General features: G+C 60.6%; 25 protein-coding genes and 1 pseudogene. 5 read left to right on the top strand and 21 right to left on the bottom strand.

The features are described from left to right. Positions 1–40 precede the first annotated feature (40 nt). The gene (locus BMY98_RS00975) at positions 41–979 is read left to right on the top strand and encodes a LysR family transcriptional regulator (protein ID WP_074883454.1); all 939 of its coding nucleotides are present in this window, start codon (positions 41–43) and stop codon (positions 977–979) included. 133 nt (positions 980–1,112) lie between these two features. On the opposite strand, the gene BMY98_RS00970 is transcribed toward BMY98_RS00975, so the two are convergent. Both BMY98_RS00970 and BMY98_RS00965 read right to left on the bottom strand, forming a co-directional pair. Then, a complete protein-coding gene (locus BMY98_RS00970) occupies positions 1,113–2,060 on the bottom strand; it encodes a nuclear transport factor 2 family protein (protein WP_074883450.1) in 948 nt (315 codons plus the stop codon). Beyond that, entirely contained in the window at positions 2,057–3,061 is a 1,005-nt protein-coding gene (locus BMY98_RS00965; protein WP_074883447.1) for an LLM class oxidoreductase, read from the bottom strand. The genes BMY98_RS00970 and BMY98_RS00965 overlap by 4 nt, the downstream gene beginning before the upstream one ends. A gap of 1,220 nt (positions 3,062–4,281) precedes the next feature. Between BMY98_RS00965 and BMY98_RS00955 the strand changes: the two genes are divergently transcribed. Continuing rightward, the gene (locus BMY98_RS00955) at positions 4,282–5,586 is read left to right on the top strand and encodes a tyrosine-type recombinase/integrase (RefSeq protein WP_139214422.1); all 1,305 of its coding nucleotides are present in this window, start codon (positions 4,282–4,284) and stop codon (positions 5,584–5,586) included. A gap of 38 nt (positions 5,587–5,624) precedes the next feature. Here BMY98_RS00955 and BMY98_RS00950 read toward each other — a convergent pair whose 3' ends face one another. The 9 genes from BMY98_RS00950 to BMY98_RS00910 form a co-directional block, all read right to left on the bottom strand. Further along, complete coding sequence (locus tag BMY98_RS00950; protein ID WP_074883441.1) at positions 5,625–6,707, bottom strand: protein-glutamate methylesterase/protein-glutamine glutaminase; 1,083 nt, start codon at positions 6,705–6,707, stop codon at positions 5,625–5,627. Next, a complete protein-coding gene (cheD, locus tag BMY98_RS00945) occupies positions 6,670–7,203 on the bottom strand; it encodes a chemoreceptor glutamine deamidase CheD (RefSeq protein WP_074883439.1) in 534 nt (177 codons plus the stop codon). The genes BMY98_RS00950 and cheD overlap by 38 nt, the downstream gene beginning before the upstream one ends. Then, on the bottom strand, positions 7,200–8,009 hold the full coding sequence (locus tag BMY98_RS00940) for a CheR family methyltransferase (protein WP_074883436.1): 810 nt from the start codon (positions 8,007–8,009) through the stop codon (positions 7,200–7,202). Before BMY98_RS00940 ends, cheD begins: the two co-directional genes overlap by 4 nt. Before the next feature lie 9 nt (positions 8,010–8,018). Next, positions 8,019–8,558: a chemotaxis protein CheW gene (locus BMY98_RS00935; protein WP_074883433.1), complete on the bottom strand. Its 540-nt coding sequence runs from the start codon at positions 8,556–8,558 to the stop codon at positions 8,019–8,021. A 36-nt stretch (positions 8,559–8,594) separates the two neighbouring features. Continuing rightward, positions 8,595–10,253 carry a methyl-accepting chemotaxis protein gene (locus BMY98_RS00930; protein ID WP_074883429.1) on the bottom strand — a complete coding sequence of 553 codons (1,659 nt, stop codon included), beginning with the start codon at positions 10,251–10,253 and terminating at the stop codon, positions 8,595–8,597. Positions 10,254–10,282: 29 nt separating this feature from the next. Then, entirely contained in the window at positions 10,283–12,328 is a 2,046-nt protein-coding gene (locus tag BMY98_RS00925) for a chemotaxis protein CheA (protein WP_074883426.1), read from the bottom strand. A gap of 64 nt (positions 12,329–12,392) precedes the next feature. After that, a complete protein-coding gene (locus tag BMY98_RS00920; RefSeq protein ID WP_074883423.1) occupies positions 12,393–12,680 on the bottom strand; it encodes an STAS domain-containing protein in 288 nt (95 codons plus the stop codon). 21 nt (positions 12,681–12,701) lie between these two features. Continuing rightward, on the bottom strand, positions 12,702–13,070 hold the full coding sequence (locus BMY98_RS00915; protein ID WP_074883421.1) for a response regulator: 369 nt from the start codon (positions 13,068–13,070) through the stop codon (positions 12,702–12,704). A gap of 9 nt (positions 13,071–13,079) precedes the next feature. Further along, positions 13,080–13,991, bottom strand: a complete 912-nt coding sequence (locus BMY98_RS00910; protein ID WP_425438837.1) for a methyl-accepting chemotaxis protein — start codon at positions 13,989–13,991, stop codon at positions 13,080–13,082. An 895-nt stretch (positions 13,992–14,886) separates the two neighbouring features. On the opposite strand from BMY98_RS00910, the gene BMY98_RS00905 reads away from it, so the two are divergent. Together BMY98_RS00905 and BMY98_RS00900 are read left to right on the top strand one after the other, a co-directional pair. Continuing rightward, on the top strand, positions 14,887–15,411 hold the full coding sequence (locus tag BMY98_RS00905) for a cyclophilin-like fold protein (protein WP_158273345.1): 525 nt from the start codon (positions 14,887–14,889) through the stop codon (positions 15,409–15,411). Positions 15,412–15,591: 180 nt separating this feature from the next. Next, positions 15,592–15,984: a PA0061/PA0062 family lipoprotein gene (locus BMY98_RS00900; protein ID WP_245759997.1), complete on the top strand. Its 393-nt coding sequence runs from the start codon at positions 15,592–15,594 to the stop codon at positions 15,982–15,984. A 113-nt stretch (positions 15,985–16,097) separates the two neighbouring features. On the opposite strand, the gene BMY98_RS00895 is transcribed toward BMY98_RS00900, so the two are convergent. The 4 genes and pseudogenes from BMY98_RS00895 to BMY98_RS00880 form a co-directional block, all read right to left on the bottom strand. Beyond that, entirely contained in the window at positions 16,098–17,207 is a 1,110-nt protein-coding gene (locus tag BMY98_RS00895; protein ID WP_281248149.1) for an MFS transporter, read from the bottom strand. Positions 17,208–17,528: 321 nt separating this feature from the next. Further along, a complete protein-coding gene (locus BMY98_RS00890; protein WP_074883844.1) occupies positions 17,529–18,434 on the bottom strand; it encodes a LysR family transcriptional regulator in 906 nt (301 codons plus the stop codon). A 166-nt stretch (positions 18,435–18,600) separates the two neighbouring features. Continuing rightward, positions 18,601–18,753, bottom strand: a pseudogene (locus BMY98_RS00885) (carboxymuconolactone decarboxylase family protein); the annotation flags it as partial. 299 nt (positions 18,754–19,052) lie between these two features. Further along, on the bottom strand, positions 19,053–19,580 hold the full coding sequence (locus tag BMY98_RS00880; RefSeq protein WP_074883841.1) for a P-loop nucleotide/nucleoside kinase family protein: 528 nt from the start codon (positions 19,578–19,580) through the stop codon (positions 19,053–19,055). A gap of 565 nt (positions 19,581–20,145) precedes the next feature. Here BMY98_RS00880 and BMY98_RS00875 point away from each other — a divergent pair. Then, complete coding sequence (locus tag BMY98_RS00875) at positions 20,146–20,388, top strand: hypothetical protein (RefSeq protein WP_074883412.1); 243 nt, start codon at positions 20,146–20,148, stop codon at positions 20,386–20,388. Positions 20,389–20,450: 62 nt separating this feature from the next. Here the strand turns inward: BMY98_RS00875 and BMY98_RS00870 are convergent, their stop codons facing one another. The 6 genes from BMY98_RS00870 to BMY98_RS00845 are packed head-to-tail and all read right to left on the bottom strand — an operon-like array spanning position 20,451 to position 25,707. Continuing rightward, on the bottom strand, positions 20,451–20,801 hold the full coding sequence (locus BMY98_RS00870) for a RidA family protein (protein ID WP_425438836.1): 351 nt from the start codon (positions 20,799–20,801) through the stop codon (positions 20,451–20,453). 37 nt (positions 20,802–20,838) lie between these two features. Next, positions 20,839–22,029 carry an NAD(P)/FAD-dependent oxidoreductase gene (locus tag BMY98_RS00865; RefSeq protein WP_074883407.1) on the bottom strand — a complete coding sequence of 397 codons (1,191 nt, stop codon included), beginning with the start codon at positions 22,027–22,029 and terminating at the stop codon, positions 20,839–20,841. Continuing rightward, positions 22,022–23,416 carry an FAD/NAD(P)-dependent oxidoreductase gene (locus BMY98_RS00860; RefSeq protein ID WP_074883404.1) on the bottom strand — a complete coding sequence of 465 codons (1,395 nt, stop codon included), beginning with the start codon at positions 23,414–23,416 and terminating at the stop codon, positions 22,022–22,024. The genes BMY98_RS00865 and BMY98_RS00860 overlap by 8 nt, the downstream gene beginning before the upstream one ends. Further along, on the bottom strand, positions 23,413–23,781 hold the full coding sequence (locus BMY98_RS00855) for a (2Fe-2S)-binding protein (protein ID WP_074883401.1): 369 nt from the start codon (positions 23,779–23,781) through the stop codon (positions 23,413–23,415). The genes BMY98_RS00860 and BMY98_RS00855 overlap by 4 nt, the downstream gene beginning before the upstream one ends. Continuing rightward, positions 23,771–24,913: an NAD(P)/FAD-dependent oxidoreductase gene (locus tag BMY98_RS00850; protein WP_074883398.1), complete on the bottom strand. Its 1,143-nt coding sequence runs from the start codon at positions 24,911–24,913 to the stop codon at positions 23,771–23,773. The genes BMY98_RS00855 and BMY98_RS00850 overlap by 11 nt, the downstream gene beginning before the upstream one ends. Continuing rightward, the gene (locus tag BMY98_RS00845; RefSeq protein WP_074883396.1) at positions 24,910–25,707 is read right to left on the bottom strand and encodes an ABC transporter permease; all 798 of its coding nucleotides are present in this window, start codon (positions 25,705–25,707) and stop codon (positions 24,910–24,912) included. The genes BMY98_RS00850 and BMY98_RS00845 overlap by 4 nt, the downstream gene beginning before the upstream one ends. Between the last annotated feature and the right edge of the window lie 3 nt (positions 25,708–25,710).

Here is a 25,710-nt window from a genome sequence, read left to right as displayed (position 1 = left end):
AGGTGCTAAATCGCCCTAACGTTGACGGCCAGAGGTCTCCATGGAACTCCACAACCTGAACGACATTGCCGCTTTTGTAAGCTCCGTAAACGCTGGCAGCTTCACTGCGGCGGCGAAGCAGCTGGGGCTCACTCGCTCGGCGGTGGGGAAGTCGATAGTCAGGCTTGAGGCTCGTTTGCAAGTACGCCTGCTCAATCGCACTACTCGTAGCTTGAGCATGACGGACGACGGGCAGGTTCTTTATGAGCGGTGTGTGGGTGTTCTCCAGGATCTGGACGATGTGGAGGACGCCTTGGCGTTTCGTCGCGCGACACCCAGTGGACGGCTGCGGATGAGCCTGCCGGTTGCATTGGGGAGGCTTCACGTTCTCCAGCACATCGAATGCTGCCTGAAAGATTGGCCCTCCTTGAGCGTGGATATCACCTTTTCTGACAGGCTGGTGGATCTGATTGATGAGGGATTTGATCTGGCCATGCGCATCGGGCCACCGAAGGAAGATTCTCGGTTGTTAACGCGCACTGTGGCCTACCAACAAATGATTACCTGCGCTTCCCCCAAATATTTGGCTGAGCATGCCGAGCCTAAAACGCCGGACGCTTTATCCGAGCACCAGTGCCTGCATTTTGTGAGCGGTGGGAGATTGCTTCCCTGGAATTTTCGCGTGAATGGTAGCTCTGTGTCCGTTACTCATGGCGGAAGGCTGCAGATGGACAGTGCCGAGTCGTTGCACCAGTCGGCTGTCGCTGGCCTGGGGATAGCGACTCTGCCTTCCTACGTGGTCAACGACGATTTGCGCAGTGGCAAGCTCGTTCAACTGCTCGCGGAGTACGCCGAGGCGGCGGAGCCTATTCGGGTGATCTACCCTAGCAAGCGGCACCTCTCTCCAAAAATTCGACTCTTCATCGATAAGCTCGTGGAGGCTTGGTCACCATGCCCCCCATGGGAGCAACATTCTGCGGAAGGCATTCACTCTGGCTGACCTGTGAGCGAAGCCCGGCAACAGCGTTGCGCTGATCGAGGGGCGCCCACTTGCACGCCGCGAGCGCATACAAATCGAACTCGTCGTCCGAGACAGTACGGCGCCACGGCCCTAGAGCGTTTCCAGGAAGGGACTAAACTCTTGGTGCTTCATGGGCATTGAACCAGCCTGGGCGGTACTCGCTCCAGGTCAGTTGCCAGAAGCCCTCATGCTTGCGACGAAGCCGCATCCGGTAATGCGCGCCATAGAGGGGCGTGCCATCTTGCGTGTGTGAGTTTCCAGGAATGACTCTGCCGACAATCATTTCAGCTACCCCCTTTTCCTCGTCGGACTTGATCTCCAGCACGTCCGCGAAATGCTGCATCCACGGCCAGGGCCTGCGAAACTCTTTGAAGGAGCCGATGATCGCGTGGCGCCCTTCAATAAGGCCCATCGGTTGGAAATCACCAGCGGCGTCGTTGGTAAAGCAATGAGCAAGCAGCTGCATGTCAGCCTGATCCAGCGCCCATGAGTAACGAGCGTAGGTTTCAGCAATACACTCCTCGCTGGGTACCAAAGGCGTTGAGCTTGGGAAAGCAAGCCATGGCGCGTTCAGTTCGCTCACGAGGGTCGGAGCGGGATCGCCAATCCTCCATCCGTCGTCACCTGGTGGAAGTTGCCAGTGAGTTGCAAGCGAGTGGTCCCCGGTTACCCAATTCAAGGCAATCAGCACGCTGTCGAGGTGCCAAGTGTCTGCTGTCTTTTTCAGAGAGCCCGTGACCGTCATGCCAAATCCGAGCGTGGCCGACTTTGCGGCTTTGCGGATATGGCCATAGGCGTAAAAGCTGAAAGTGGCATCGGTTTCTCCACCTCCTACATAGTGATTGGTTGCCTTCACTGAAAAGCCAACAGCCTTGGCACGGTCTTGCTGGAAAGCTCTGACAATCTTGCGTCCACCCTCATGAGCGGACATGTGGCTTGTCACCAACTGGCAATTGTCAGTGAATATATCCCCAGCAGATTCCCAATTACCGCTCTCCCAGGCTTTCAGAAAGGTGGCTATAACGCCCTTAATGTCGGTGCGGTCACTTGAGCCGGTCACTGGGTAACCTGCGAGGCAGGTTGGCCTATGGGGAAGTGTGGCAGGACATACTCAGCCATCTCATCCAGGACATCAGCGGCTGGTCGCTGCAGAGGTTTGATATTCAGCGCGACGTGTGAAACACCTTCATCCTGTTGCCGTTTCCAGAGCTCCACGAGAGCATTACGCCCGATTCTTATTCCGTTGTAGCCGCGTTCCAGCGGTGTGTTCGGATCCTTCGCCAGATCGAAAAATGTCGCGTAGCCGTATGGTTTTGCATTGCCGGTCTGGCTGGCAGAACGGAACTCGCGGATGAGGCCGGGCAAACGATTGAAGTCGCTTAGATGCCAAATCCAGGCATCGGCATTATTGGCTATCCACTCAAGCGTCTGACGCGCCCGGCCCACGACGATCATCGGGAGTCGAGGGCCAACTGGCTTGGGTACCATGTCTAGCAAGCCTTCCAGCTGGCCGAAAAGTTTGGTTGAGACGGTTGGGAAGCTGTTTTCAGTGACTGTCTTAATCAGCTCGAAGCCCTCCCGGTATCGTTCTTCTCTCGCTTCGAAATCAATCCCGAATGCGGGATATTCAATCGGGCGATCTCCGCTGGAGAGCCCTAGCAAGAAACGACCGCCGGTTAGCTGGTCGACCGAAACGGACTGCTTGGCGACAATCAGTGGTTCACGTAACGGAAGAACGATGCCCGTTGTGCCCAAAGCAATGTTTTTGGTAACAGCAGCCAGATATCCCAGATAGACAAACGGGTCGATCATTTGACCAGTGTCACCAAAGCTCGGGTCATAGAAGGGCACATCTCTCATCCACAGACTTGCGAATCCAGCCTCGTCCGCAATGCGAGCAAGGCGTTGATGATCCTGGAGCGTCGGAAACGGTGAATTCGGATAGCCCTCCAGGGGCATGATGTATCCGAAGGTGAGGCCTTCGGGCTGGAATACACGCGAATAGGCCGGGTGAGATGCAAGCTCGGGACTGAGCTCAAGGGAAGGGCTGAGAGAAGTCATTGCTAAACCTCATTGTTTCAAGCCGATTACTACTGCGTAAGCGGCTTTCAGATGAACAGGTCTGCATGGTAATGAAGGTATTGGGGAAAATGTGTCCCGTCTGATGGGGCGCGAGCAACTGTTGGCCGCTATTAACTCAATGAAACGTCTGCTGGGTCAGTCGCTTAAACTCGTCCGCTATAGGCGCCTTAGAGGGGATGAGTATTCTGGTGATTCGAGGCAGACCACGGTTTTTGCCCGCTGGTGAGACAAGTGATTCGACATTCAGACACATAATTTAACATAATATACATTATGCGTAACACCATGTTACGCATTTGGCCCAGTGCCCCAGGCAATCGAACGTGGCGCTTCCGCATTTCATGAACCTCTGTCCCAGGCATCTAGGTTCACCCCAAACCCAACGCTCACTTTCGATGATCACAGCTCACAGCTCACAGCTCACAGATCACAGCTCGCCGTTCACGCTGAGCTCGGTGATCCAACAAGCTCAATCGCCGCTTACCTAACGCGCACCCTTGAATCCAGCGCAGCCTCCGAAGCCACAGCAAACATCTCGTAAGCCATGCCAACATCCACATCAGCATCAGCATCGATACCTGATCCCCAAGTCACGAGGATGTCGATACCTGACCAGCGCCAGTGATATGCAAGACAGATGATCCGCCACAGACGCAGATCCGGAGATTTACGGCAGTTCAGCTCGCAGACATCCAGCTGACCGCGAGCGCCTGACCGCCGTGAGCTTGAACGGCGACTTCATGAGGCCCAGGCTTCGAAGCCGATCCTCCGACACAGCCGGCTCAAGTCAGCGCAAGGACGCCCCAATGAACCGTCACTCCAGCCGCGTAACAGGCAGCTGCCCAACGCCGATCACCCGGGCGTGCGATTGCCTGAACACCCCGAAAGCCCAGTAAATCAAGGCCTGTAGAGTATCAATGCGCCCGCAAAAGCCCCTGGATAGCCCAACAAATCGCTGCTCCTGGGTGTCGAAACTGGCCCAAAAGTCGCGAAAGACACCTACCTGCACACGCAAACGGCACTTGAATTGCCCGAAAGGCCTAAACGAGTCCACAAACCCTAGGGTGACCAGAGAACCCCGCTAACACACCCCGACGCAAATATGCAATATCCGATAACTGTCAGACCCGGATATTGCATCTATGCCCATCCTGCACGATCATGCCGGCATCTTCCGCATCTCCAGCCAGCGAATTCAAATGCCCGCGCCTTCGTCCCCTCATCCGCTGTTCGAAACCTACGCGAAGTTCGGCGAGCTCAACTTCAGCTCCTTAAAGGAAGAGCTTCCGGCGATCCGGGGTTATCTCGAGCAATTCCCCGCTGAGACCCAGGCCATCGAAGGCTACCGCGCCGTGCGCAGCTTTCTCAAGTCCTACGCCGGCAACGAGTCCACGTTCAATTCCTACCGCACTCACGTCGAGCGACTGCTGCTCTGGACCCTGCTCAAATCCAGAACACCCCTCCTCGCCATGCGCCGCACCCAGGCCGAGAGCTTCATGGAGTTCTGTCTGGCGCCCGATCCTTCATGGGTCGGTCCTGTGGTGAAATCTCGCTTCACCCGCCTGGGTGCCCGCAAGAAAACCGCGACGGACACTTACGTGCTCAACCCCGACTGGCGGCCGTTCAGCCAGACCGTCGCCAAGGAAGAACGCAAGCGCGCCGAGGAGGAAAACCGGCCCGCCCTTCAGGACACTTACCGGCTGGCCCAGGGCTCTATTGCGCAGATCTTCGCGGTATGCGGGAGCTTTTTCCAGCACGCGATCGATGAGGGTTTCTGTGAGCAAAACCCGTTTCGCGCGGTGAAGCAAAAGAGCAAATACAAAGAGCGCAACACCGACAACCAGGACACGCGCATCCTGACCTCGCTGCAGTGGGATTTCGTGCTGGAGACTGCCGAACTGCTGGCCGCCGAGGACACCAAGTACGAGCGCACGCTGTTTATTGTGGCGACGATCTTTGCCATGTACCTGCGAGTTTCCGATCTGGTCGGTCGCGATAACTGGAAGCCGACCATGGGCGATCTGCGCAAAGACAGCGCCGGGAACTGGTGGTATCACGTGGTGGGCAAAGGCAATAAAGCCGGCAAGATCAGCGTGCGTGACGACTACGTCGAGAACTACCTCAAGCGCTGGCGCCTGCACCAAGGCCTGTCCCCCCTGCCCGGCTTCCGTGAAAGCACGCCGCTGATTGCCACTCAACGCGGTCGCGCCGGTTTGTCGGACCGGCATATCCGCGTGTTGCTGCAGGAAGTGTTCGATCGCGCGCTGCAGCGTATGCAGGCCGAGCACTGGCCGGACGAAGACGTCGGTCGCCTGCGCGCGGCGTCCTTGCACTGGCTGCGGCACACCTCGGCCACCTTCGATGCGCCGCACCGCGACATGAAAGACCTGCAGGTCGATCTGCGTCACAACAGCCTTAGCACGACGCAGAACGTCTACTACAACTCCGAGGATGAAAAACGGGCTTACTCGGTCAAGCGTCTCCCCATGAAAGAGCGATCATGATCTAAACGCTTGGGCGGAAGCTGCATGTCACGGGCCGGTTAGCCGTTGAGGATTGCCTGATGAATATGCTCCAGCGGCATGACCCGCTGGGCAGCGTTGAGTTTGATGGCCTCCTTGGGCATGCCGAACACCACGCAGCTCGCCTCATCCTGTGCAACCGTGGCAGCGCCGGCGTCGAGCATCTCCTTGAGGCCGCGCGCGCCGTCGTCGCCCATTCCGGTCATGATGATGCCGGTTGCGTTCTTGCCGGCGAACTTGGCCACCGAACGAAACAGCACATCCACTGATGGCCGATGGCGGTTGACCTGGGGCCCGTCGATCACCTGGGCGTGATAATAGGCGCCACTGCGCGTGACTATCAGATGCTTGCCGCCGGGGGCGATCAGCGCCAGACCTGGAAGGATTCGGTCGTTGTTGCGTGCCTCGCGTACTTCGATCGCACAGATGCTGTTGAGGCGTTCGGCAAACGAGGCGGTGAACTTCTCTGGCATGTGCTGCACGATCACAATGCCCGGGCACACCCTCGGCAATGCCTTGAGCACTGCTTCCAGCGCCTGCGTTCCCCCGGTGGACGTGCCGATGGCGACGATCCGTTCAGTGGTCTGCGCCATGGCGTGGCCACTGGCGGCAGGCAAGATGGCGTCCGCAGTCAACTTCCCGGCCGGGGCTGGCAGCGGCGCCGGGCTGGCACTGCGCTTTCCCAGGTTTCTAACGTTGGAGTTGGCCGCAGCCCGTATCGCCGCCACCAATTCGGCCGCCGATTCGATCAGGAAATTTTTCAACCCGGTCGTGGGCTTGGTGATGATTTCAACAGCGCCTGCGGACAGCGCCTGCAACGAGGTTTCGGCGCCTTTTTGAGTCAGCGAGGAACAGATCACCACCGGCGTCGGCCGCTCGCTCATGATTTTCTTGAGAAAGGTGATCCCGTCCATCCGTGGCATTTCCACGTCCAGCACGATCACATCGGGCCATTCCCGGGCGAGCTTGTCCATGGCGAAAATCGGATCGGAGGCGGCGCCCATGACATGGATATCCGGCGTGTCGCTGAGAATGGCCATCAGCACCTGACGCACCACGGCCGAGTCATCGACCAGCAGTACGCTGATTTTTTTGGTAGGCATCTTGTTGAAGTGTTCCCATTGGTTGGTGCCGAACCCAGACGTTGCCGTTCCACACGTCGAACATGATCGTGCGGTGACCGGTGCTGCCCATGTCCTGGGCGGTCAGGTGCAGGTGGTAACGCTCGGCCAGGGCCAGCGCTGCGCGAATATTCAGGCTGGCCACGTCCTCCGTGCGCAGGTCGCGCGGCTGATCGGGAAACATCCTGCCGCCGCCGAACAGCTTGATCTGGTAATCCTCAACCTGCGTCCCGTTGATGAGGACGTGTCGAAGCAGCAACTCCAGCGCCTCGTCGCCATATCGGCCGTCCAGCGGCTGATCGTGACGCAGGCGTCCTGGCAGCATGAAGTGACACATCCCGCCGATCAGCCGTTGCGGGTGCCAGAACGTGATGGCCACGCAGGAACCCAGCAGCGTGCGCAAGCGTGTCGGACGCGTCGCGAAACTGACCTGGCCAGGGGCCAATACCACTTCGGCCGCGCCGACGGGCATTTTCATGGCTTGCGGTAAATCGATGGCGCGACGAGCTTCAAGGTGTCATTAACACCGTTGAGGCTTTCCGAGTGACTGATGATCAAGTAGCCGCCTGGTTTAAGCAGCGGCAGCATGCGTGCGACCACCTGGGCCTTGGTCGGCTGGTCGAAATAAATCATCACATTGCGCAGGAAGATCACCTCGAATTCACCGAGGGCGGGCAGCGTTTCGTTGAGGTTGACCTGGACAAAATTGACGCGGCTGCGCAATGCCTTGTCGATCAGGAACGTGCCCTCCTGGCGGCCGATGCCTTTCAGGCAATATTTGACCAGCAACGGCTGAGGCAAGGTCTCGGCACGGCCCATGGCGTAATGGCCGCTGCGCGCCTTGGCCAGCACTTGCGTACTGATGTCCGAGCCGACCACTTCCCAGGGCGTGGTGCCCAAGCCCTCGGCGAGGGTCATCGCCAGGCTATAGGGTTCTTCGCCCGAGGAACTGGCCGCGCTCCATACCCGAAACACCTTGCCCGGCGCCGCCTTGGGCAGCACCTGCTGGCGCAGGAAGTCGAAGTGCTTGGGCTCGCGAAAGAAATAGGTCTCGTTGGTGGTCAGCAAGTCCAGAGCAACCTGCAGCTCGCCCTTGCGCTCGTCCTTCATGATCAGCTTGAAATACTCGCCGTAGCTCTGCAGCTCGTAATGCTTGAGACGCTTGAACAGGCGCCCTGCTACCAGCGCCTTCTTGGCGGGAGACAGGTTGATGCCGGCCGCGCGGTAGAGCCAGCTCTGAAACTGGCCGAATTCGCGATCATCAATGGTAGCGGTGTCTGCCATGTTCGGGCCTCAACGCGGATCGATATCAAGGGCCGGTGCCTGGCCGGCTTCGGCAATGCTGGACATCTCATCAATGGACAGCACCTTGTCCACATCCAGCACAATCACGAACTTGCCATCGACCTTGGCCATGCCGTTGATGAAATCGGAGCGAATCCGTGCGCCGAAACTCGGTGGCGGCTCGATCTGCGCGGCCGCAATCTCCTGCACCGCAGAGACGGTGTCGACCAGCAAACCGATGTCCTGCGCCTGCCCCTCTTCGGTGCTCGCTTCAATGATGATGACGCAAGAGCGCCGGGTGATCGCAGAGTTGGCTCGCCCGAAACGCGCCGACAGGTCGACCACCGGCACCACCGCACCGCGCAGGTTGATCACCCCGCGCACGAAGGCGGGCATCATTGGCACAACGGTCAGGCTGCCGTATTCGATAATTTCCTTGATCCCCAGAATGCCGATGGCAAACATTTCGCCGCCGAGCATAAAGGTCAGGTACTGCGCATCCTCATCCACCGCGACGGCGGTATGCCGAGTAGTCATCACTGCGCCCATGTCGTTCTCCCTGTAAGCCCGCATCGATTCTTGTGATCAGAAACGGGTGAATTCGGATTCGTCCGGGGCACTGGCCATGCTGTACGCAAATGCTTTGCGTGGCGGCTGCGGTTTCATCCGTGGCGGCTGATGGCCTGGCTTGCTGCCGGGGCTGTCCACGCTGCTGCTTTGAACGGCGGGCCTGGGCGTTGAGTCAAGCACGAAGAAACTCATGGCTTGTTGCAGCTGTTCGGCCTGACTGCTCATTTCTTCGGCTGTGGCGGCGAGTTCTTCGCTGCTCGACGCATTCTGCTGGGTCACCTGGTTGAGCTGGGTCATTGCTGTGTTGATCTGCGCGACGCCTGCGGCCTGCTCTTCGGATGCCGCGCTGATTTCCTGCACGAGATCGGATGTTTTGTTGATGGACGGCACCATTTCGCCGAGCAACTTGCCGGCCTTCTCGGCCATGTCCACGCTGCTGGAAGACAGCTCGCCGATTTCCTGGGCGGCGACCTGACTGCGTTCGGCCAGTTTGCGCACCTCGGCCGCTACCACCGCGAAACCCTTGCCATGCTCACCGGCCCGAGCGGCCTCGATGGCTGCGTTGAGGGCCAGCAGGTTGGTCTGATACGCGATGTCATCAATGATGCTGATGCGCTGGGCGATTTTTTTCATCGCCACGACGGTCTGCTGCACCGAATCGCCGCCCTCGGTGGCTTCCTTGGCGGCTTTGCTGGCCATGCCATCGGTCACTTTGGCGTTTTCGGTGTTCTGGTTGATGCTGGCGCTCATCTGCTCGATCGAGGCACTGGTTTCCTCGACGCTGGCCGCCTGTTCACTGGTGGCCTGGCTCATCGATTGCGCGGTGGCGCTGACCTGCTCGGAGGCACTGGCCAGGTTATCAGCGGCGTTGCGGACTTCGCCGATGATGTGTCCCAGCTTGCCGACCATGTTGCGCATGGCGTTGAGTACCATGCCGGTTTCATCTTTCGTGCCCGGTGCGATAGGTGCACTGAGGTTGCCTTCAGCCAATTGCTCGGCGGCGGAGGCGGCTTGTCTCAGCGGACGAGAAATGATCCGCGCGATGAACACGGCCAGGCCCAGACCGATCAACAACGCAGCGACCAATGCCGCGATGATCGCCAGGCGGGCACTTTCGTACAGCGCCGAACCCTTGTCACCGGCAGCCGTTGCGCCGGCGTCGTTGAGCTCGACCATTTTCTGCAAGCGGTTGGTCAAGTCTTCGAAACGCACCTTCGACTCACCCCTGAGCAGGCTGCGGGCCTGGTCCTCCTGGTTCTGCCGGGAAAGCTCGAGCACTTGACTGCTGGTTGCCTGGTAGGACGCCCAGGCGCTTTTCGCACCCGCCAGAAGCTGACGATCTTCCTCGTTCGACACCAACTGCTCATAGGTGCCCATGCGGGTTTCGAACTGTTGGCGGGCTTCGACGGCTTCTCGCCCTGCCTGGGCCTTTTCCTCGGCGATATCGGTGCTGATGTAGCGGTTCTCTTTCAAGCGATAGTTGGCGGCAAAAAAGCGCATGCCTGCCGCTGCCCGCATGGAAGGCATCCAGTTGCCACGGATGTCCTGAGCAGCCTGATTGACGGCCCCCAGCTGATGAATGGCGAACACGCCCATCGCCGCAGTGAGGGCCAGCACCACCAGGAATGAGCTGATCAACTTGGTGGAAATTTTAAGATCGTAGAACCATTTCATCGTGGAGCCTCCAGGGTGTTGCAAATACGTCAGCGAGCGACGACGGTTGGCGAATAAGGCGCCTGGGTCGTGCGGGCTTCCAGTTGTACGATTTGGTTGAGCAATGCCGGTATGTCGAGGATCAGCGCCACCGCGCCACTGCCTAATATGGTCGAGCCGCTGATGCCCCGCAGGGCGCCGAACAACTTGCCCAACGGTTTGATCACGGTCTGGAACTCACCGAGCAGATCATCGACGACCAGCCCGGCCTTGTGCTCGGCGTAACGCACCACCACTACATTCTGGCGTCGGCCGGCGCTGCCTTCGTGGCTGAAGTGGTTGCGCAGGTCCACCAGCGGCAACACCTCGCCACGCAGGTCCAGGTAACCCTTGTCGCAGCTCGACTGGCGCTGGTGCTCGTCCAGCTCGATGCACTCCTGAACCATGTCCAGCGGAATCACGTAGGTGGATTTGTCGATGCCGACCAAGAATCCGTTGATGATCGCCAGGGTCAGCGGCAAGCGAATACGCACCACGGTGCCCTGGCCGGGACGACTGTCGAGATCGACGGTGCCGCGCAGCAGCGTGATATTGCGCTTGACCACGTCCATGCCGACGCCACGGCCCGACAGATTGGTCACCGCCTCGGCGGTAGAGAAGCCCGGTTCGAAGATCAGGTTGTAGATCTCCTGATCAGAGAGCACCGCACCGCTGGCCACCAAACCGCGCTCTTGAGCCTTCTCCAGGATCCGTTCGCGGTTGAGTCCGTTGCCGTCGTCGGCGATTTCGATGACGATGCTTCCCGAGTCGTGGTAGGCATTGAGGCTCAGATGGCCCTTCCCCGCCTTGCCGGCAGCGCGCCGGGCATCGGCGCTTTCGATGCCGTGATCCATGGCGTTGCGCAGCAGGTGCATCAGTGGGTCGCCGATTTTTTCGACGACGGTCTTGTCCAGTTCGGTTTCTGCACCGCTGATGGTCAGCTCGATGTCCTTGCCCAGCTCCTGGCTGATATCGCGCACTACGCGGCGGAAGCGATTGAACGTGTCGCCGATGGGAATCATGCGCAGGTGCAGTGCGCCATCAAGAATCTCCTCCACCAGTCCTGATACCGTCGAGGTCGCCTCTTGCAGCGGGTCGTTCTGGCAGGAACGTGCCAACAGGCTGGCACCGGCGCTCGCGATCACGAGTTCGCCGACCAGGTTAATCAGCTCGTCAAGCTTGTCCGCATTGACGCGCACGTAGTTGCCGTCCCGGTTTTTTGGCTCGCTGGTCGCCGGTAGCCGCTGCGCCGACGCCGTCAATGGCCCCTGCTCCGCCTGAGCAACCAGCTCGCTGCCGATGGACACAGCCTTGTGGGACGTTTCGTCGACGGCCTCGATGCGCACTTCACAGTCGTCACGCACAAAGTCGAAGACTTCGTTGAGGGTGGCGTGGCTGGCCGTCGAGCGCAGGTCGATCTCGAAACCCAGATAGCAGCTTTCCGGGTCCCAGCTGTCCAGTACCGGAATAGTGTCGGTGAGGGTCGTGACTTGCGTTATCTGCCCCAAAGTCTCCAGGTAGCGCAGGAACGACAGCGGGTCCATGCCATTGCGAAACACGTCCACACCAAAGCGCAGGGAAATATGCCAGAGCACCTCGGCTGATGTGTCGCCAGCGCCGGTTTCGGTGTTTTGAACGCCGGTGTCGGGGGTACTGTGCGGGGCCTGATAGGTGCTCAACGCCTCGCGCAACGCCGCTTCACGCTCCAGGGCGGCAGGCTGGAGCGTCTCGCCACGACTGGCGACGACGTTAATCAGCTCCAGCATATGATCGCCGGACTTGAGCAGCACCGCGATGAGCGCGGTGTCGACTGCCACACTGCCGTCGCGCAGTCGGTCGAGTACGTCCTCGACAATGTGCGTGAAGCTGACGACCGGGTTCAGGCCGAACAGGCCGGCGGAACCCTTGATGGTGTGGGCGGCACGGAAAATCGCGCCGATGGCATCCTGGTCGGCGGGCTCGTTTTCCAGCTGCAGCAGGGATTGCTCCATGACCTGCAACAGTTCGTGCGCCTCGACGATGAATGTCTGTAGTGCCTGGTCGAGATTGATGCTCACCCGGACCTTCCTTGTCTATCAATGAACGTGCAATGAACGGGTTGGGACTGGCGCGGCGGTCGGTTTATGAAGCCGCTTTGCGACACAACTCAAGTGCCTGCGTGACCGCCAGGCTCTGGCCGGTGACGCTTAACGCCGTGCCAGCGTTCTCGGCTTCACGCTGGATGACCGCGAGCAACTGCAGCCCGGCTCCATCCATTTCCGTGACCGGCGAGAGGTCCAGCATCAAGCGTGGCGCGGCCCCCATCTGCGGCAACAGCGCGCCCGCCAGCTCGGCGACGGTGTAGATCGTCAGCTCTCCGTCAATACTGACGCAGGTGCTGTCGTCGAGTGTTTCGATGGTGATCGGCATCGCAGCCTCCCTCGCAAGGATTCAGGGCAGGATCAGTTTCGAAACCGCAGCCAGCATCTGCGCGGGCTGAAACGGCTTGACCACCCACGCCTTGGCACCCGCCGCCTGGCCCTCGGCCTTCTTCGACTCCTGGGATTCGGTGGTCAGCATGATGATCGGCGTGAACTTGTAGCTGGGCAGCTTCTTGACCTCCTTGACGAAGGTGATGCCATCCATGTTGGGCATGTTCACGTCACTGATGATCAGGTGCACTTTCTGCCCGGTGAGCTTGCGCAGCGCATCCTTGCCATCGCACGCCTCGATCACGTCGTAGCCGGCGCTTTTCAAGGCAATGCCTACCACTTGCCGCACGCTGCTGGAGTCGTCGACCACTAATACATTCTTCGCCATGAGAGAGTCCTAAAAGAAGGTGATGTCTTGAGAGTTCTGCTGCACAGGCGTCTCGCCACGATGGGTGCGCCGCTGCTCGTCGGTGGCGTAGGTCGCGTCCATTCGTGCCAGCCACTGGCGGGCATCAATGGACGTCGCCTGATCCGGGGCCTCGCTGGCCTGGAGCAGGTGGCCATGCAAGTCGTCCATGTTGTCTCGCACATGGCTGAGGATCTGGCTGACACGGTCCTGGAATTGCAGGTCGACCAGCACCTCGGTCATCTCCTCACCAATGCCGCGACTTTCCTGTTTGAGCAGGTCCGCGGATTCGGCCAGGCGGCCGGTGATGTTGTGAAACCGCTCGAGGACGACTTGAATACTGTTTTCTGACGCAGCCACCGATTGACTGTCCTGATCGGCGCTGCTGGAGGCGGCGTGCACCAATTGGGTGATGCCGTTATTGATGATGTCGACCTTGGCCGACATCTGCTGGCCGGTCTCACTGGATTTGCTCGACAGGCTGCGTACCGCGTCAGCCACGACGGCAAAGCCGCGACCGGCTTCACCGGCACGGGCCGCTTCAATGGCCGCGTTGAGCGCCAGCAGGTTGGTCTGCGCGGCAATGGCCGCCACGTCGGCGGCCATGGTGCGCAGTTCACCGGTATACGCGGTAAGGCCGCGCACCTGGGCCAAGGTCTGGTCACGGCTGGCTTGCGCGGCCTTGAGCGAGTTGATCACCTGGCTTAAATCGCTTTCGCTGAGGGACAGCACTTCAACCGCTCCGTCCGAGGTTTGCCCGTCGAGTTCGCCGGCCGCACGCTGGGACGCCTGAACCGTTTCCTGCAATCGCGCGGCAATCCCGATGAATCGATTGGTCAGATTCACAATCGCTTCTTCGGTCTGATGGCGTGAACTCTCCACCTGCCGGGCCCAGATCGGCATGGCGCCCAGCAGCACCTCATTGAGTTGTACCTGCGAGGTCATGCTGTTGCTGGCCGCGTGCGCCGCTGACTGATCCCCTTGCTCCAGCGCAATGGCTCGCAGCACCGCGTCACGCCGGGAAACAGCACTCCATGCGCCTGCGCCGAGGCCGGTCAGCATCAGTGCCGCGCACGCAATGAGGTTAGGGAGAGAGGTTGACTGGAACAGTGTCCATGCAACGGCGGGCACGACCGGAATGAAAGCGAACCAGAGAAAACGCGGCTGAGCGGAGCGGGGAATGCGGATGGATTGACGCTGGGTCATGGGTTCGATCCTTGAACAATGCTGCTGATGTAACTGACATCACGGTTATCTGCCCAGTGCGTCACAACTTGAGTCACCCCCGCTGCCTTCCGTCTGGTTTATGACTGTCGCGTGACCGCCGAGGATGCCTGCCCTCCTCTTGCCGCCGGCCACGACCCGGCGATTCCCGGTGATGCCGGACTGCAAAACCGGGGACTTTTTTTGTGCGGTGCGGTGCGGTGCGATGTGATGCGGAACGTGCCTGAACCTTCCTGCTAGCGCATGTGCAGGATGACGGGATCAGGGCTCGTCAGAGAGCGACCATCATCAACATCCCGATTGACACTTATATAAAGAACTGGCGATTGAAAGGGTCTTCCAGGGAAAACGGGAACGCTATGCACAGCAACTTTCCGGCATTGGTGAAGTTTGTTCACAGAAGCATGCTGGAGACCGGCCTAGTTCGGACTCTTCTCCGGGGGTAGATTGCCGTGACATCAGGCGTCCAACGTAAGTTATTAAAGGCGAAACGTTGAAATCGCCGATCGCTTTAATCACTGATCCCTGACTCACTCGCCCGTGAATCATTCCACTGCATAAGGTGCCCCACAGTATGCGCGACCATAAGTTCGGCCTCCTCACTCACGCTCATGCCGGGGGCACACGAGGGCTGACGCGGGCCTTCGGACTTCTGTTCGGCCTGGCCGCCGTAAGCGAAGCCAATGCGTCGCCGCTGAGCAGCGCGCGCGCTGCCCCAGAGTCCTCGTCAATCACGGCGCAGCAAGCCGCGTCGCGCATCTGGATGACCGTTCGCGACACGCGCTTTGAGATCACCCTCGCCAATACCCAGGCAGCCCGGGACTTTGCCGCCCTGCTGCCACTCTCCCTTGACATGCCCGACCTCAACAACAACGAGAAACACGCCGAGCTCCCCAAGGCGCTTACTACGAATGTCACCCGGCCAGGCACGATCCACAGCGGTGACCTGATGTTGTACGGGTCGCAAACCCTAGTCGCTTTTTACGTCACCTTCCCTTCGTCTTATTCCTACACCCGCCTGGGCCGCGTGGATGACCCTGCCGCACTGGCGCGCCTGGTTGGCAGCGATGACGTACGGATCAGCTTCTCAAAACAATAACGTCCGATCACTTATTCCAGACGTCTACGCGTCGCAACGGCCGACGTCTGAATAACGCTTTTATAACGAGCGCACCCACGTGGCGATTTGAATATGGCGGCGCCTGTCGTCATGTTCAGCCGTCGCTGACGAACGGGGGTTTGCTTTAAATACTTAATACTCTTAGTTAACAGGTAACCCATGAAACTACAGACACTTGCCGCCTTTATGACGGTCTCGGTGCTCGGCGGTTGTGCCACTGGAACAACAAGTCCTGAACCTGGAAAGTCCATCGTCAACATAGAGGCCCACGCGGGAGACGACATGATCGCAAGGCGTCTCGACGGAAATCAGGCCCAACATTTGAATCACTTCATTGTTTCACCGGGCAGGCATTCGATGGAACTGGGGATTGTGATGATCGGTTATCAGAATAGCCATCGTCGTTGCACGGCGACACTTGACTACGCCAACTTCGCGGCCGATCAGCGCTATACATTGGTACAGAGCCGAGCAGACGGCGAGCTCAAGGTGTCGCTGATGGACAGTGGTGGCGTTGAAGTGGCTCAAGCCGGCACGGTGCCTTGCCTTTAATCAGCCAATCAGTCCTCTACGCATTGCAAACCGAATCGAGGGTGGCATCCAGCGAATGTCGGGATGCCACCCCTGAGGCACTGCCTGCGAGGGCGCAAGCGCTTAAAACCGGCTTAGCCGCGCAAGCGACTGCCATTCCCCACGATCAACGCGCCCAATACCAGCAACGCGGCAGCGCCCATGAACGTCGCGGCAATGGAGACGTGATCCAGCAGCAAGCCACCCAAAGCGCCACCGACCATGATCGACAGCTGGATCGCCGCAACCAGCAAGCCGCCGCCACTTTCCGGGTCATCACTGACGCTTCTGCTAAGCCAGGTTGACCACGCCACCGGAATGGCCGCGTTCAGCCCGCCCCAGCAAATCATCGCCACGGCGACGCCTGGCTTGAGGTGGCCGAACAGCAGCATCAACAGCGTCACCGTTGCCAGCAGCAATGGCAGCCAGCGCAACAGCGCATACATTCGGTCACTCACCAGCGCCGTCCCCGCATAGGTGCCGGCAAAACCTGCGACGCCGAGCCCCAGCAAGAACAGCGACAGCTGCGGGGTCGTCGCCTGCGTATAGGTTTCAAGGAAGGGTCGAAAGTAGGTGAAGGCCGAAAACGCGCCGGCGAAGGTCAACATCACCGCCATCATGCCGAACGCCACGTGACGACGACGCAGCAGCGCGAACAATTGACGGACCGAGCCCGCCGACTTGGGCGGCATGGACGGAAGGCTGATCCATTGCCACAGCAGGTTGATCAGCACCAGCGGGACCAGTCCCCAGAACACGCCTCTCCAGCCGATGATGCCGCCCAGGTAGCTGCCGATAGGTGCCGCAAATGCCGTGGCGATGGCATTGCCGGTGAAAATGATGCCGAGGGCTCTGGGCACGGTGTCGGATGGCACGAGCCGCATAACGGTCGCCGTGGACAGTGCCCAGAACCCGCCGATGGCAATCCCCAGCACGGCGCGCGCAATCATCAGGACCAGAAAGCTAGGCGCCTCGGCAATCAGGATCAACGAGGCCAGCATCAGACTGGTCAAGCCGATCAACACGTAGCGACGATCAATGCGCCCGGCGATGACCGACATGAACAGGCTGGTGACGACGGCAAACAGTCCCGAAATCGAGATCGCCTGGCCGGCCATCCCTTGGGTCGCTCCGAGGTCGGAGGCAATCGGTGTCAGCAGGCTGACCGGCATGAATTCGGATGAAATGAGCATGGCCACGCACATGGCCATGGCACCCACGGCGCTCCATACACCTCGATCAGGCCTGGCTATTTCAGGCTCGACTCTTTGTAGCTCAGCAGTACGCATTCATGCCCTCGACACGTGTCCGGCCCGTGCAATCGCCTCACGCCAGGGTGATGTGCGACGAGCGCCGGTTTTGATGGATTGAGTGGCGTCACGGTACAGGCGACGTCAGCCCTCGCCTATCGGGGTGCGTGTGATGCGGTGATGAGCATTGCTCATTAATGACGGGAAGCGGGAGCACCCTGTGGGACAGGCTTTAGCCGGGAAAGCGTCAGACCTCCCGGTTTGAGCCGTTGCGGATCACCCCAGCGGGGCAATGTCCCGGATCATGTCGATCAGGAGGCGCAGGCCCAGCGGTTGCTGGCGATAGCTGGAATAGTAAATGTGGAAACCCGGACTCACACTCGCCCAGTCCTCAAGCACCAACTCAAGGGAACCGCTTTTCACGTAAGGCGCGAGGATCGGTTCAGCCGCGTATATCAGTCCACTGCCCGCGCAGGCCAGTGCAATCGCCATCCGCGTCTCATCGAGAATCACGCCACCGAAGACCGGGACCGCGAGCTGCACGCCTTCTTTTTCGAACTCCCAGTCGTATATCTTGCCGGTGCCGACCTTGAACTTCAGGCAGCGGTGTTGCTTCAGGTCCTCAGGGTGAACGGGGGTGCCCCATTTGCGCAGATAGTCGGGCGTGCCGGCGACCAACCAGCGCACGTCCGGGGACAGACGGTGCGCGATCATCCCTTCGGGCACCGTCGCGCCAAAGCGCATGCCGGCATCGAAGCCGCCCTCCACGACATCGACCATGCTGTTGGAGATCGAAATATCCACTTCGATGTCCGGGTAACGCTCACCGAACAGCGGTAATACCGGCGCCAGCAGCAACAGCGCGGCATCGCTGAACACATTCAGCCTGATCCTCCCCGTGGGCTCGTCCCGGTAACGGTTGAGCACTTCCATGGCCTGGTCGATGCGGTCGATGGGCTCACGAATCGACGCCAGCAACTCCTGACCGGCAGCGGTCAAGGTGACATTGCGGGTGGTCCGGTTCAGCAAGCGCACGCCAAGCCTGGCTTCCAGCGCCTTGATCGCATGGCTGAGGGCCGACGGGCTGATGCCGACTTCCAATCCCGCACGGCTGAAACTCAAATGCCGGGCGACGGCCAGGAAGTACATGAAATCGGCGAGGTTGGCACGGGTGAGCTGCATCATCTACCTACGCAAGGGCGTCTCGAACGGCGAGGGACGGGTTGATCACGAACACGCGGATTGGGCGGAGTATATCCGGGTTCGCCACTGGCCTTAGATGAGCGTGGTTCATAAGTGAGCTGAGCGTGACTCAGCAGTTAGTGCGGTTATGCCACGTGCCTGGCCCCTACCCGGCCCTGCTGGCAAACACCTTCTTTAACACCGGGACCGCTGAAAACACGTTCGGCCATCCGGCATAGAACGCCAATTGGGTGAGCATTTCCGAGGCCTGAGGTTGGGTCTGGCCGTTATCCATCGCGCGATTGAGGTGAAATCCCACGGGATCCCGAGGATCGAGGATTGCGAGCCGTTCGGGACGAGGGTCATGGAGGGTGCGCTATCCTCCGCCTGAGCGTTGGCGACCATCAGCATCATCGCCAGCGTCGAGAGTGCTGCAACTGCGTTCATGGGCGAGCTCCTGAGTGAATGAGGTTTGGGCTTCAACCTCATTCACGCGGTAGCGATGTACTACAGGGCCCTGTGACAAACAGCAGTGAGCGATGCTCATGAATTCAGGCTGATCACCCCTTTCCCCAATTGCTGACCACGGCGAAGGTGTTCAACGCCACGACAGCGCCGTTAGCCCTGGTCAGGGGTGAATAAATCAGACCGTTTCAAGTAGTCGGCAATCGCCGCTAATGCCTGCGCCGGGGAATTGAGCGCGGTGTCTACGGTGAAGGGTTCGGTGTCCCAAGGCTCATAGTCATGGTTCATAACGGATTGCCAAGAGGGAGGCGTCAGCCCCGGGATATCGACCTGCCGGCTCTCCACCCTGCGTCGATGCTCCGTCATGTCGGAACAGATGACCTGAATATTCACCAATGGCGCGCCAGAGCGAGAGGATATGGCGCTCCACGCTCTACGGCTTTCCACCACGGGATTCACACAGTCGACAACCACCGTGCCGCCCAAACCAAGGTTGCCGGCCGCCAACCCGTAGGCGATCAGATAACCCGTGCGGCCCACATCCCGCGCAAAATCCGCCGAATCACGAAGGGCTTGTTCAATCGTATCGATGCGCACATAAACGGCACCCAGCTTCGCGGCCAGACCCTTGGCGATGGTCGTCTTCCCGGTACCGGGCAGACCACTGAAGACGATGAGCATTTCAAACTCCCCATAGGATGTGCTGCTAAAGGAGGCTAATTTACTCCTGTAAGGGATGCCAACGCCGCCGGTGGCGTTCAAGATCAAATAAATAGACCCTTTGAATACAACATGCTGAGTTGACCCATCCATGCAGATCCGAGCCGTTTTGATACTGGCGAGCTCTACTCACCTCACGGGCTGAATGAGCTTGAACAGGGGCTTTTGCGCATGAACCCAAACTTCCCGCAACCCGTGCTGTTTCGCAAAAAGGCGCAGAGCTATCAGGCACGCTGGGACTGGTTGCGCGTTATTGAGCCCAAGCCCGATTGCGGTCTCCAGGAAGGTTTCAAAAGCCCCCGCCAGCCCGCTTAAGTGACGCCAGACTTAAGTAAATTGACCCGATTTAAAAAACGTGACGTCAATTTACCGACTGCAAATTTACCCTCTAATCCCTAGAAAACCTAAAACCGTCATATTCCCGACGAAACGCACTTTCACCGCATTGCCTTCTGCCATCACCTCCCCTCAGAATCACGTCACACCCGCTGTCCGCGCCGTGATTTGCCAAAAAGGAATGAGAGCAATGAAGAGCATTTTTGTGGTTGTGATGAGTATGTGTTCCGGCGCGGAAGGATGTCTGGACGAGAACCAGCCGACAGCGTATTCGACCCGCGCGGAATGCATGGAAAGCGTTGCCTTGATGCCGACCCGAAAGGGGATCAAGTACCACTGCTCCTCAGTGCCTCAGGTGCTGATCACCCAGCAGCGACGTACAACCAAGAACCACCTCGTGACCAACTCCGTCGAAGCATCTGTTGGCCCTTGACCGGCAACGCCGGGCTGCGGATAAACCGCGCCCGGCGCACCTCATTCATACAGCCTGCCGATTCAGCTCGCTGCCACTACCGTGATCTCCACCAGCAAATCAGGCGCTGCCAGGCGTGATTCCACGGTGGCGCGTGCAGGTGCGTGCCCTTCCGGTGCCCAGGCGTCCCAGACTTCGTTCATACCCGCGAAATTCGCCGCGATGTCCGACAGCCAGACCTGTGCGGTGAGAATTCGCGTCTTGTCCAGGCCCGCCTTGGCCAGGTAGTTGTCGATCTTTTCCAGCACTTGCGCGGTCTGTCCCTTGATATCGAGGGTGCGATCCGTCGCGGTCTGGCCGCCGAGGAAGGTAAAGCCATTGCACTGCACGACACGGCTCATGCGTTGGTTGGTTTCGATACGGTTGATTTCCAGCATGTGAACTCCTGATGGGTTGCGAGGGTGGAACGAATTAACGGGCAACTGACGGTACATTGATTGGAATGTGGGAGCCGGGTGAAGGTGCCTCATCACATCGGGCGGTATCAAAACGTCCTATGTCGAACGCCTCCAGCGAAATGTCCGAGTGCTCGCCAAGGATCTGCTGGGCCAGGCGCTTGCCGGTGCCGGGTCCCATCTGGAAGCCGCTGCCGCAGAAGCCGAACGAATAGCTGAGATGACTGGCCTTGCGGCTGGCCCCGATCACCGGCAAGTCGTCAGCGGTAAACGCTTCGACGCCGGCCCAGACCCGATTGACGCCCAAGTGCTTGAGGTGGGGAAACAGGTCGGTGACGGTCCTCGCGCTGATGCCCAGCCGCGCCAGATCGACCTCACCATGGCGCGCCGGGAAATCCACGCTGCCAATCAGCTTGCCGCCAATCACCACCGTGCCGTTGGCGAATTGCTTGAACGACAGCGAGCGGCCGGTAGCTCCCAGCACTGGCGCGCAGAACGGCGCGACGCGGTGGGTCACCATCAGCATCAGACCTTCCGGGTGCGCCGGCACCGATTCGCCGACTTGCTCCGCCAGTTCCCGCGCCCAGGCTCCGGCGGTGATCACCAGATGCCCGGCGCTGAACACACCGGCGGGCGTGGTGACCTGCCACTCACTGCCGCGTTGCTCGATGCGTTGGGCCGGTGTCGTTTCGTGCACTTTCACGCCGTTTTTTTCAGCGGCCAACCGAAAGCTCGTCACGGTTTTGTAGGGGATGGCGTAGCCGTCATCCTTGACCCAGATGCCGCCCACCACATGCCGGGCGACGGTGGGAATGATCTCGAACACTTGCTGAGCGTCGATCAGCACTTCATGGGTGAAACCCAGGCGCTGCAAGTGGTTCACGCGCTGTCGGCATTCGTCGAGCTCCGCAGCGGATTCCGCGAGTTTGAGCTGGCCGCTGGGGACGAAGCCGCCGTCATCGCCCAGCATCTGCGCCAGGTCATGCCAGAGTTCGCGAGACGACAGCGCCAGCGGAATTTCTGCGTCGTGACGGCCCAGTGTGCGCACACCGCCGGCGTTGACCCCGGACGCGTGGCGACCGCAGTAATCAGCCTCCAGTACCGTGACTTCGACGCCGCGCCGGGCCAGATGCAACGCGGTGCTCAAGCCATGGATGCCGCCGCCAATCACCAGCACGTCGCTGTGCCTTGCCCGCACCTCACTCACCGGCCAGTTCTCCCAGGGTGATGGGCTTGATCGGGGGTCGAATGCGGTAGTAACCGACTTCTGCCGCCGACACGCCGCGGGCCTTGGCAATCACTTCGGTGACCGTCAGCCCGCACATCCTCCCCTGACAGGGCCCCATGCCGCAGCGGCCGAAGGATTTGGCTTGGTTGGGGCCGGCGCAGCCCAGTGCGACGAACGTGCGCAGGTCCCCCGCCGTCACTTCCTCACAGCGGCAGACGATGACCTCATCGGCAGGGATGCGATTCGCTTCCTTGGGCTGATAAAGAGCATCGAGAAACGGCCTGATCCGCAGATTCAACGCCAGCTGTTCACGCAGCGGCCCTGCCCGTTCATCTCGCTGACCGGCATTGACCCGGCCCAGCCGTTGCGCAATGCCCAGCGCCGCCAACTCGCCCTGCAGCGCCGCGGCCTGGGCACCGCCAATACCGGCGCCGTCACCGGCGACGAACATCCCCGGCACGTCCAGCTCACTCCACGGGTCGACCACCGGGCTGAAGCACAACTGATCGACGTCCCAGACATGGCGCGCGCGCAGCGACTGACTGAATTGGATGTTGGGCACCACGCCCTGGTGCAGCAGCACGCAGCGCGCAGCAATACGGTGAGCTTTGCCGGCCACGGTGAAGGTCAACGCGGTGGCGGCCTCCTCACCCTCGATCGCCAGCTGCTCGGCGCCGGTGTGGTGCGGGATGCGCGCGCTGCGCAGGCTGCGCATCAACTCCAGGCCCTTGCGCAAATACGGCCAGGCACGCAACGCCGCGAACAGATGACGCCTTGCGCGCCAGTAGTCCTCCGGCCGCGTGGTGTCGACCAAGGCCTTGATCGGCACGCCGGCGCGCAGGTACTGCCAGCCCAGCAGGTACAGCAGCGGGCCGCAGCCGGCCAGTACCACCGGCTCGGTCGGCGCAAGACCTGCACTTTTCAGCAGAATCTGCGCGGCGCCCGCGCTCATGACGCCGGGCAAGGTCCAGCCCGGGATCGGAAACGGCCGTTCCATGGCGCCAGTGGCGAGCAATACGGCCTTGGCCTGCAGGGTGCGCAATCGCCCGTCGCGCAGGTAGCTGACCTGATGATCCCGGGTGACTTGCCAGACCGCCGCGCCCTTTTCATAGCGCACCGATGAGGACGCCAGGGCCTGTGCCAGTACGTTGCCGTGGGCGTATTCCGCGCCGAGCAGGTCTCTTCGGGACAGTGGCGCGAGGGTGATGCCGCGGTAAATCTGCCCGCCCGGACTGCCCTGCTCGTCCAGCAACACCACCTGCAAACCCAGCCCGGCCAGGGCCACGGCGCCTGCCATGCCGGCGGCACCTGCACCCACGACGACCACGTCCACCGCTTCCACGACACCGCCAAAATGATCATTCATGACTGCACCTCGACGGTCTGCTCAATGGCGGTCTGCACATTGTCGGCCTGAATAATCAGGTCCCGGGCGCCTTCCTGGGAACGGATGCGCATGCCCTCCGCCACCTCGATCAGGCAGCTCTGGCGATTGGGCACGCCGTCGATGTCCACCAGGCACTCGAAGCACACGCCCATCATGCAATACGGCGCCCGGGGCGATTCGCTCACCGGCGTCGCGCGAAAGCGGTTAATGCCCGACATGAGCAGCGCCGCCGCGACACTGATGCCCGCCGGCACCTCAAGGGCTTGGTCGTTGAAGCTGAGGCTGACGGTCCGCGTCGACCTGACTTCACTCGTGACCGTTTGGAACAGCGGATCAGTGCGCATGGGAAAACACCTTGTCAGTCAGGAAACGCTCACCGGCGAACGCGCCGAGCTCGTTAGGCATGGCGCCGCCCATCACCCACGGCGCGATGCGCAGGGCGTGGGCAGCGGCCAGGGTCACGCCGCTGTGGCAGGTGACCACGAAGGCGCCGGGGTGGCTGGCCGATTGCTGATAAATGGGGAAGCCATCGGGGCTAAGGACGCGCAGCGCCGCCCAGGCCCGAATCAGTCGCACTTCACGCAGCAGCGGAAAGGTCGCGACACCGCGCCGTGCAATGGCCTCGAGTACGTGGGTGGAGGTGCTGTCGTCGAAACCCACCTCTTCCATCGAATCGCCGAGCTGAACCGTGCCTTCGTCGGTCTGCCGGACATGGACCGTCGGGTGATCGAGAAACGGCCGGACCCGCTCGCTGACCAGGACCTGCCCGCGATTCGGCGCCACCGGCGCATGCAGGCCTACTTGGCGGGCCAGTCCCGGATTGCCCAGCCCGGCCGCCAGCACCACCCGTGCGGCGATGAAGCGTTGGCCGCCGGCGGTCACGCAAAACTCACCGGCTGCGCCGTCGATGCGATCAACCTGAATGCCGCCGTGAAACCGCGCGCCCTTGGCCTGAGCCGAGCTGTGCAGCGCGCGCAGCAGTTTCAGCGGATTGACGTGGCCGTCCTGGGGCGTGTAGCTGGCACCGACTACCGACGGGCCGATCAAAGGCAGGCGCGCCTTCAGGTCGGCGGCGTCGAGCATCTGAAAAGGATAATCGCCGAGGGCGTCCTGCAGGGTTTGCAGGCGTGACTGTCGCTCGATCAGCTCCTCGTCGTTGAAGCACATATGGAAACCACCGGGCTGACGGAGCTGCACGTCCACCCCGCTGTCGGCCATCAGCGCCCGCGCGAAGTCCGGCCAGCGGCTCCCCGACGACTGCGTCCAGCGCGAATAGTCCGGCAGGTCGTGGCCTTTGCCCTGGACCCAGACCAGCCCGAAATTGCCCCGCGAGGCACGAAACGCATCATCGCCCTGGTCCAGTACCACGGTGTCGGCGCCGCTGCGGGCCAGACCGTAAGCCACTGCCGTGCCCACCAGCCCGCCGCCGATGACGATCACCTCCACCTGAATGACGCTCTGTGTGCCCTGGCTCATTTGCCTTCTCCAATCAACACCCGGTCCAATCCGACCATTCGGTCCAATATCAGCATGAGCAGCAAAGTACCGACGATAAGCACCGTCGACACCGCCGTGATTAGGGGGTCGATGGTCTGGGAAATCTGGTTGTACATCGCCACCGGCAGGGTGGTGGTGCCCGGCGTTGCGACGAACACGGTCATGGTCAGTTCGTCGAAGCTCTGAATGAACGCGAGCATCCAGCCGCCGACCACGCCGGTGCGAATCCGCGGCAGGACCACCCGGTAAAACGCCGTCCAGCGGCTTGCACCCAGAGACAACGCGGCGTGCTCGATGTCACGTTCAAGGCCGATGGTAGAGGCCAGCGTCAGGCGCAGTGCGTAGGGCAGCACGACAATCACGTGGGTCAGGGTCAGCGCCCAGAACGAGCCGCCGATCTGCGCAAGGGAAAAGAAGCGCAGGAAGGCGATGCCGAGCACCACCGACGGAATCATCAGCGGCGACAGCAGAAACCCGGTCACCGCGCCCCGGCCCGGAAAGTCATAACGGCTGATGGCCAATGCCGCCGGTATCGCCAGCAGCGCGGCAATGGTCGCCGAGGCCAGGCCCAGCTTGATCGACAGCCCGAAGGCGTCGAGCATTTCATGGTTGTCCGCCAGCGCCCGAAACCAGCGCAGCGACAGGCCGTCGGTGGGCAGTGACAGGTAGCCCTTGCTGGTGAACGCCATGGCCATCACCACCACCAGCGGCGCGACGATGAAGATGACGAACAACGCATGGAACAGCAGCGAGAAAAATCCGTTCTTGTGCATGGT

The sequence above is a fragment of the Pseudomonas graminis genome, assembly GCF_900111735.1.
Taxonomy (GTDB): Bacteria; Pseudomonadota; Gammaproteobacteria; order Pseudomonadales; family Pseudomonadaceae; genus Aquipseudomonas; species Aquipseudomonas graminis.
This window is presented reverse-complemented; position numbering and strand designations above follow the sequence as displayed.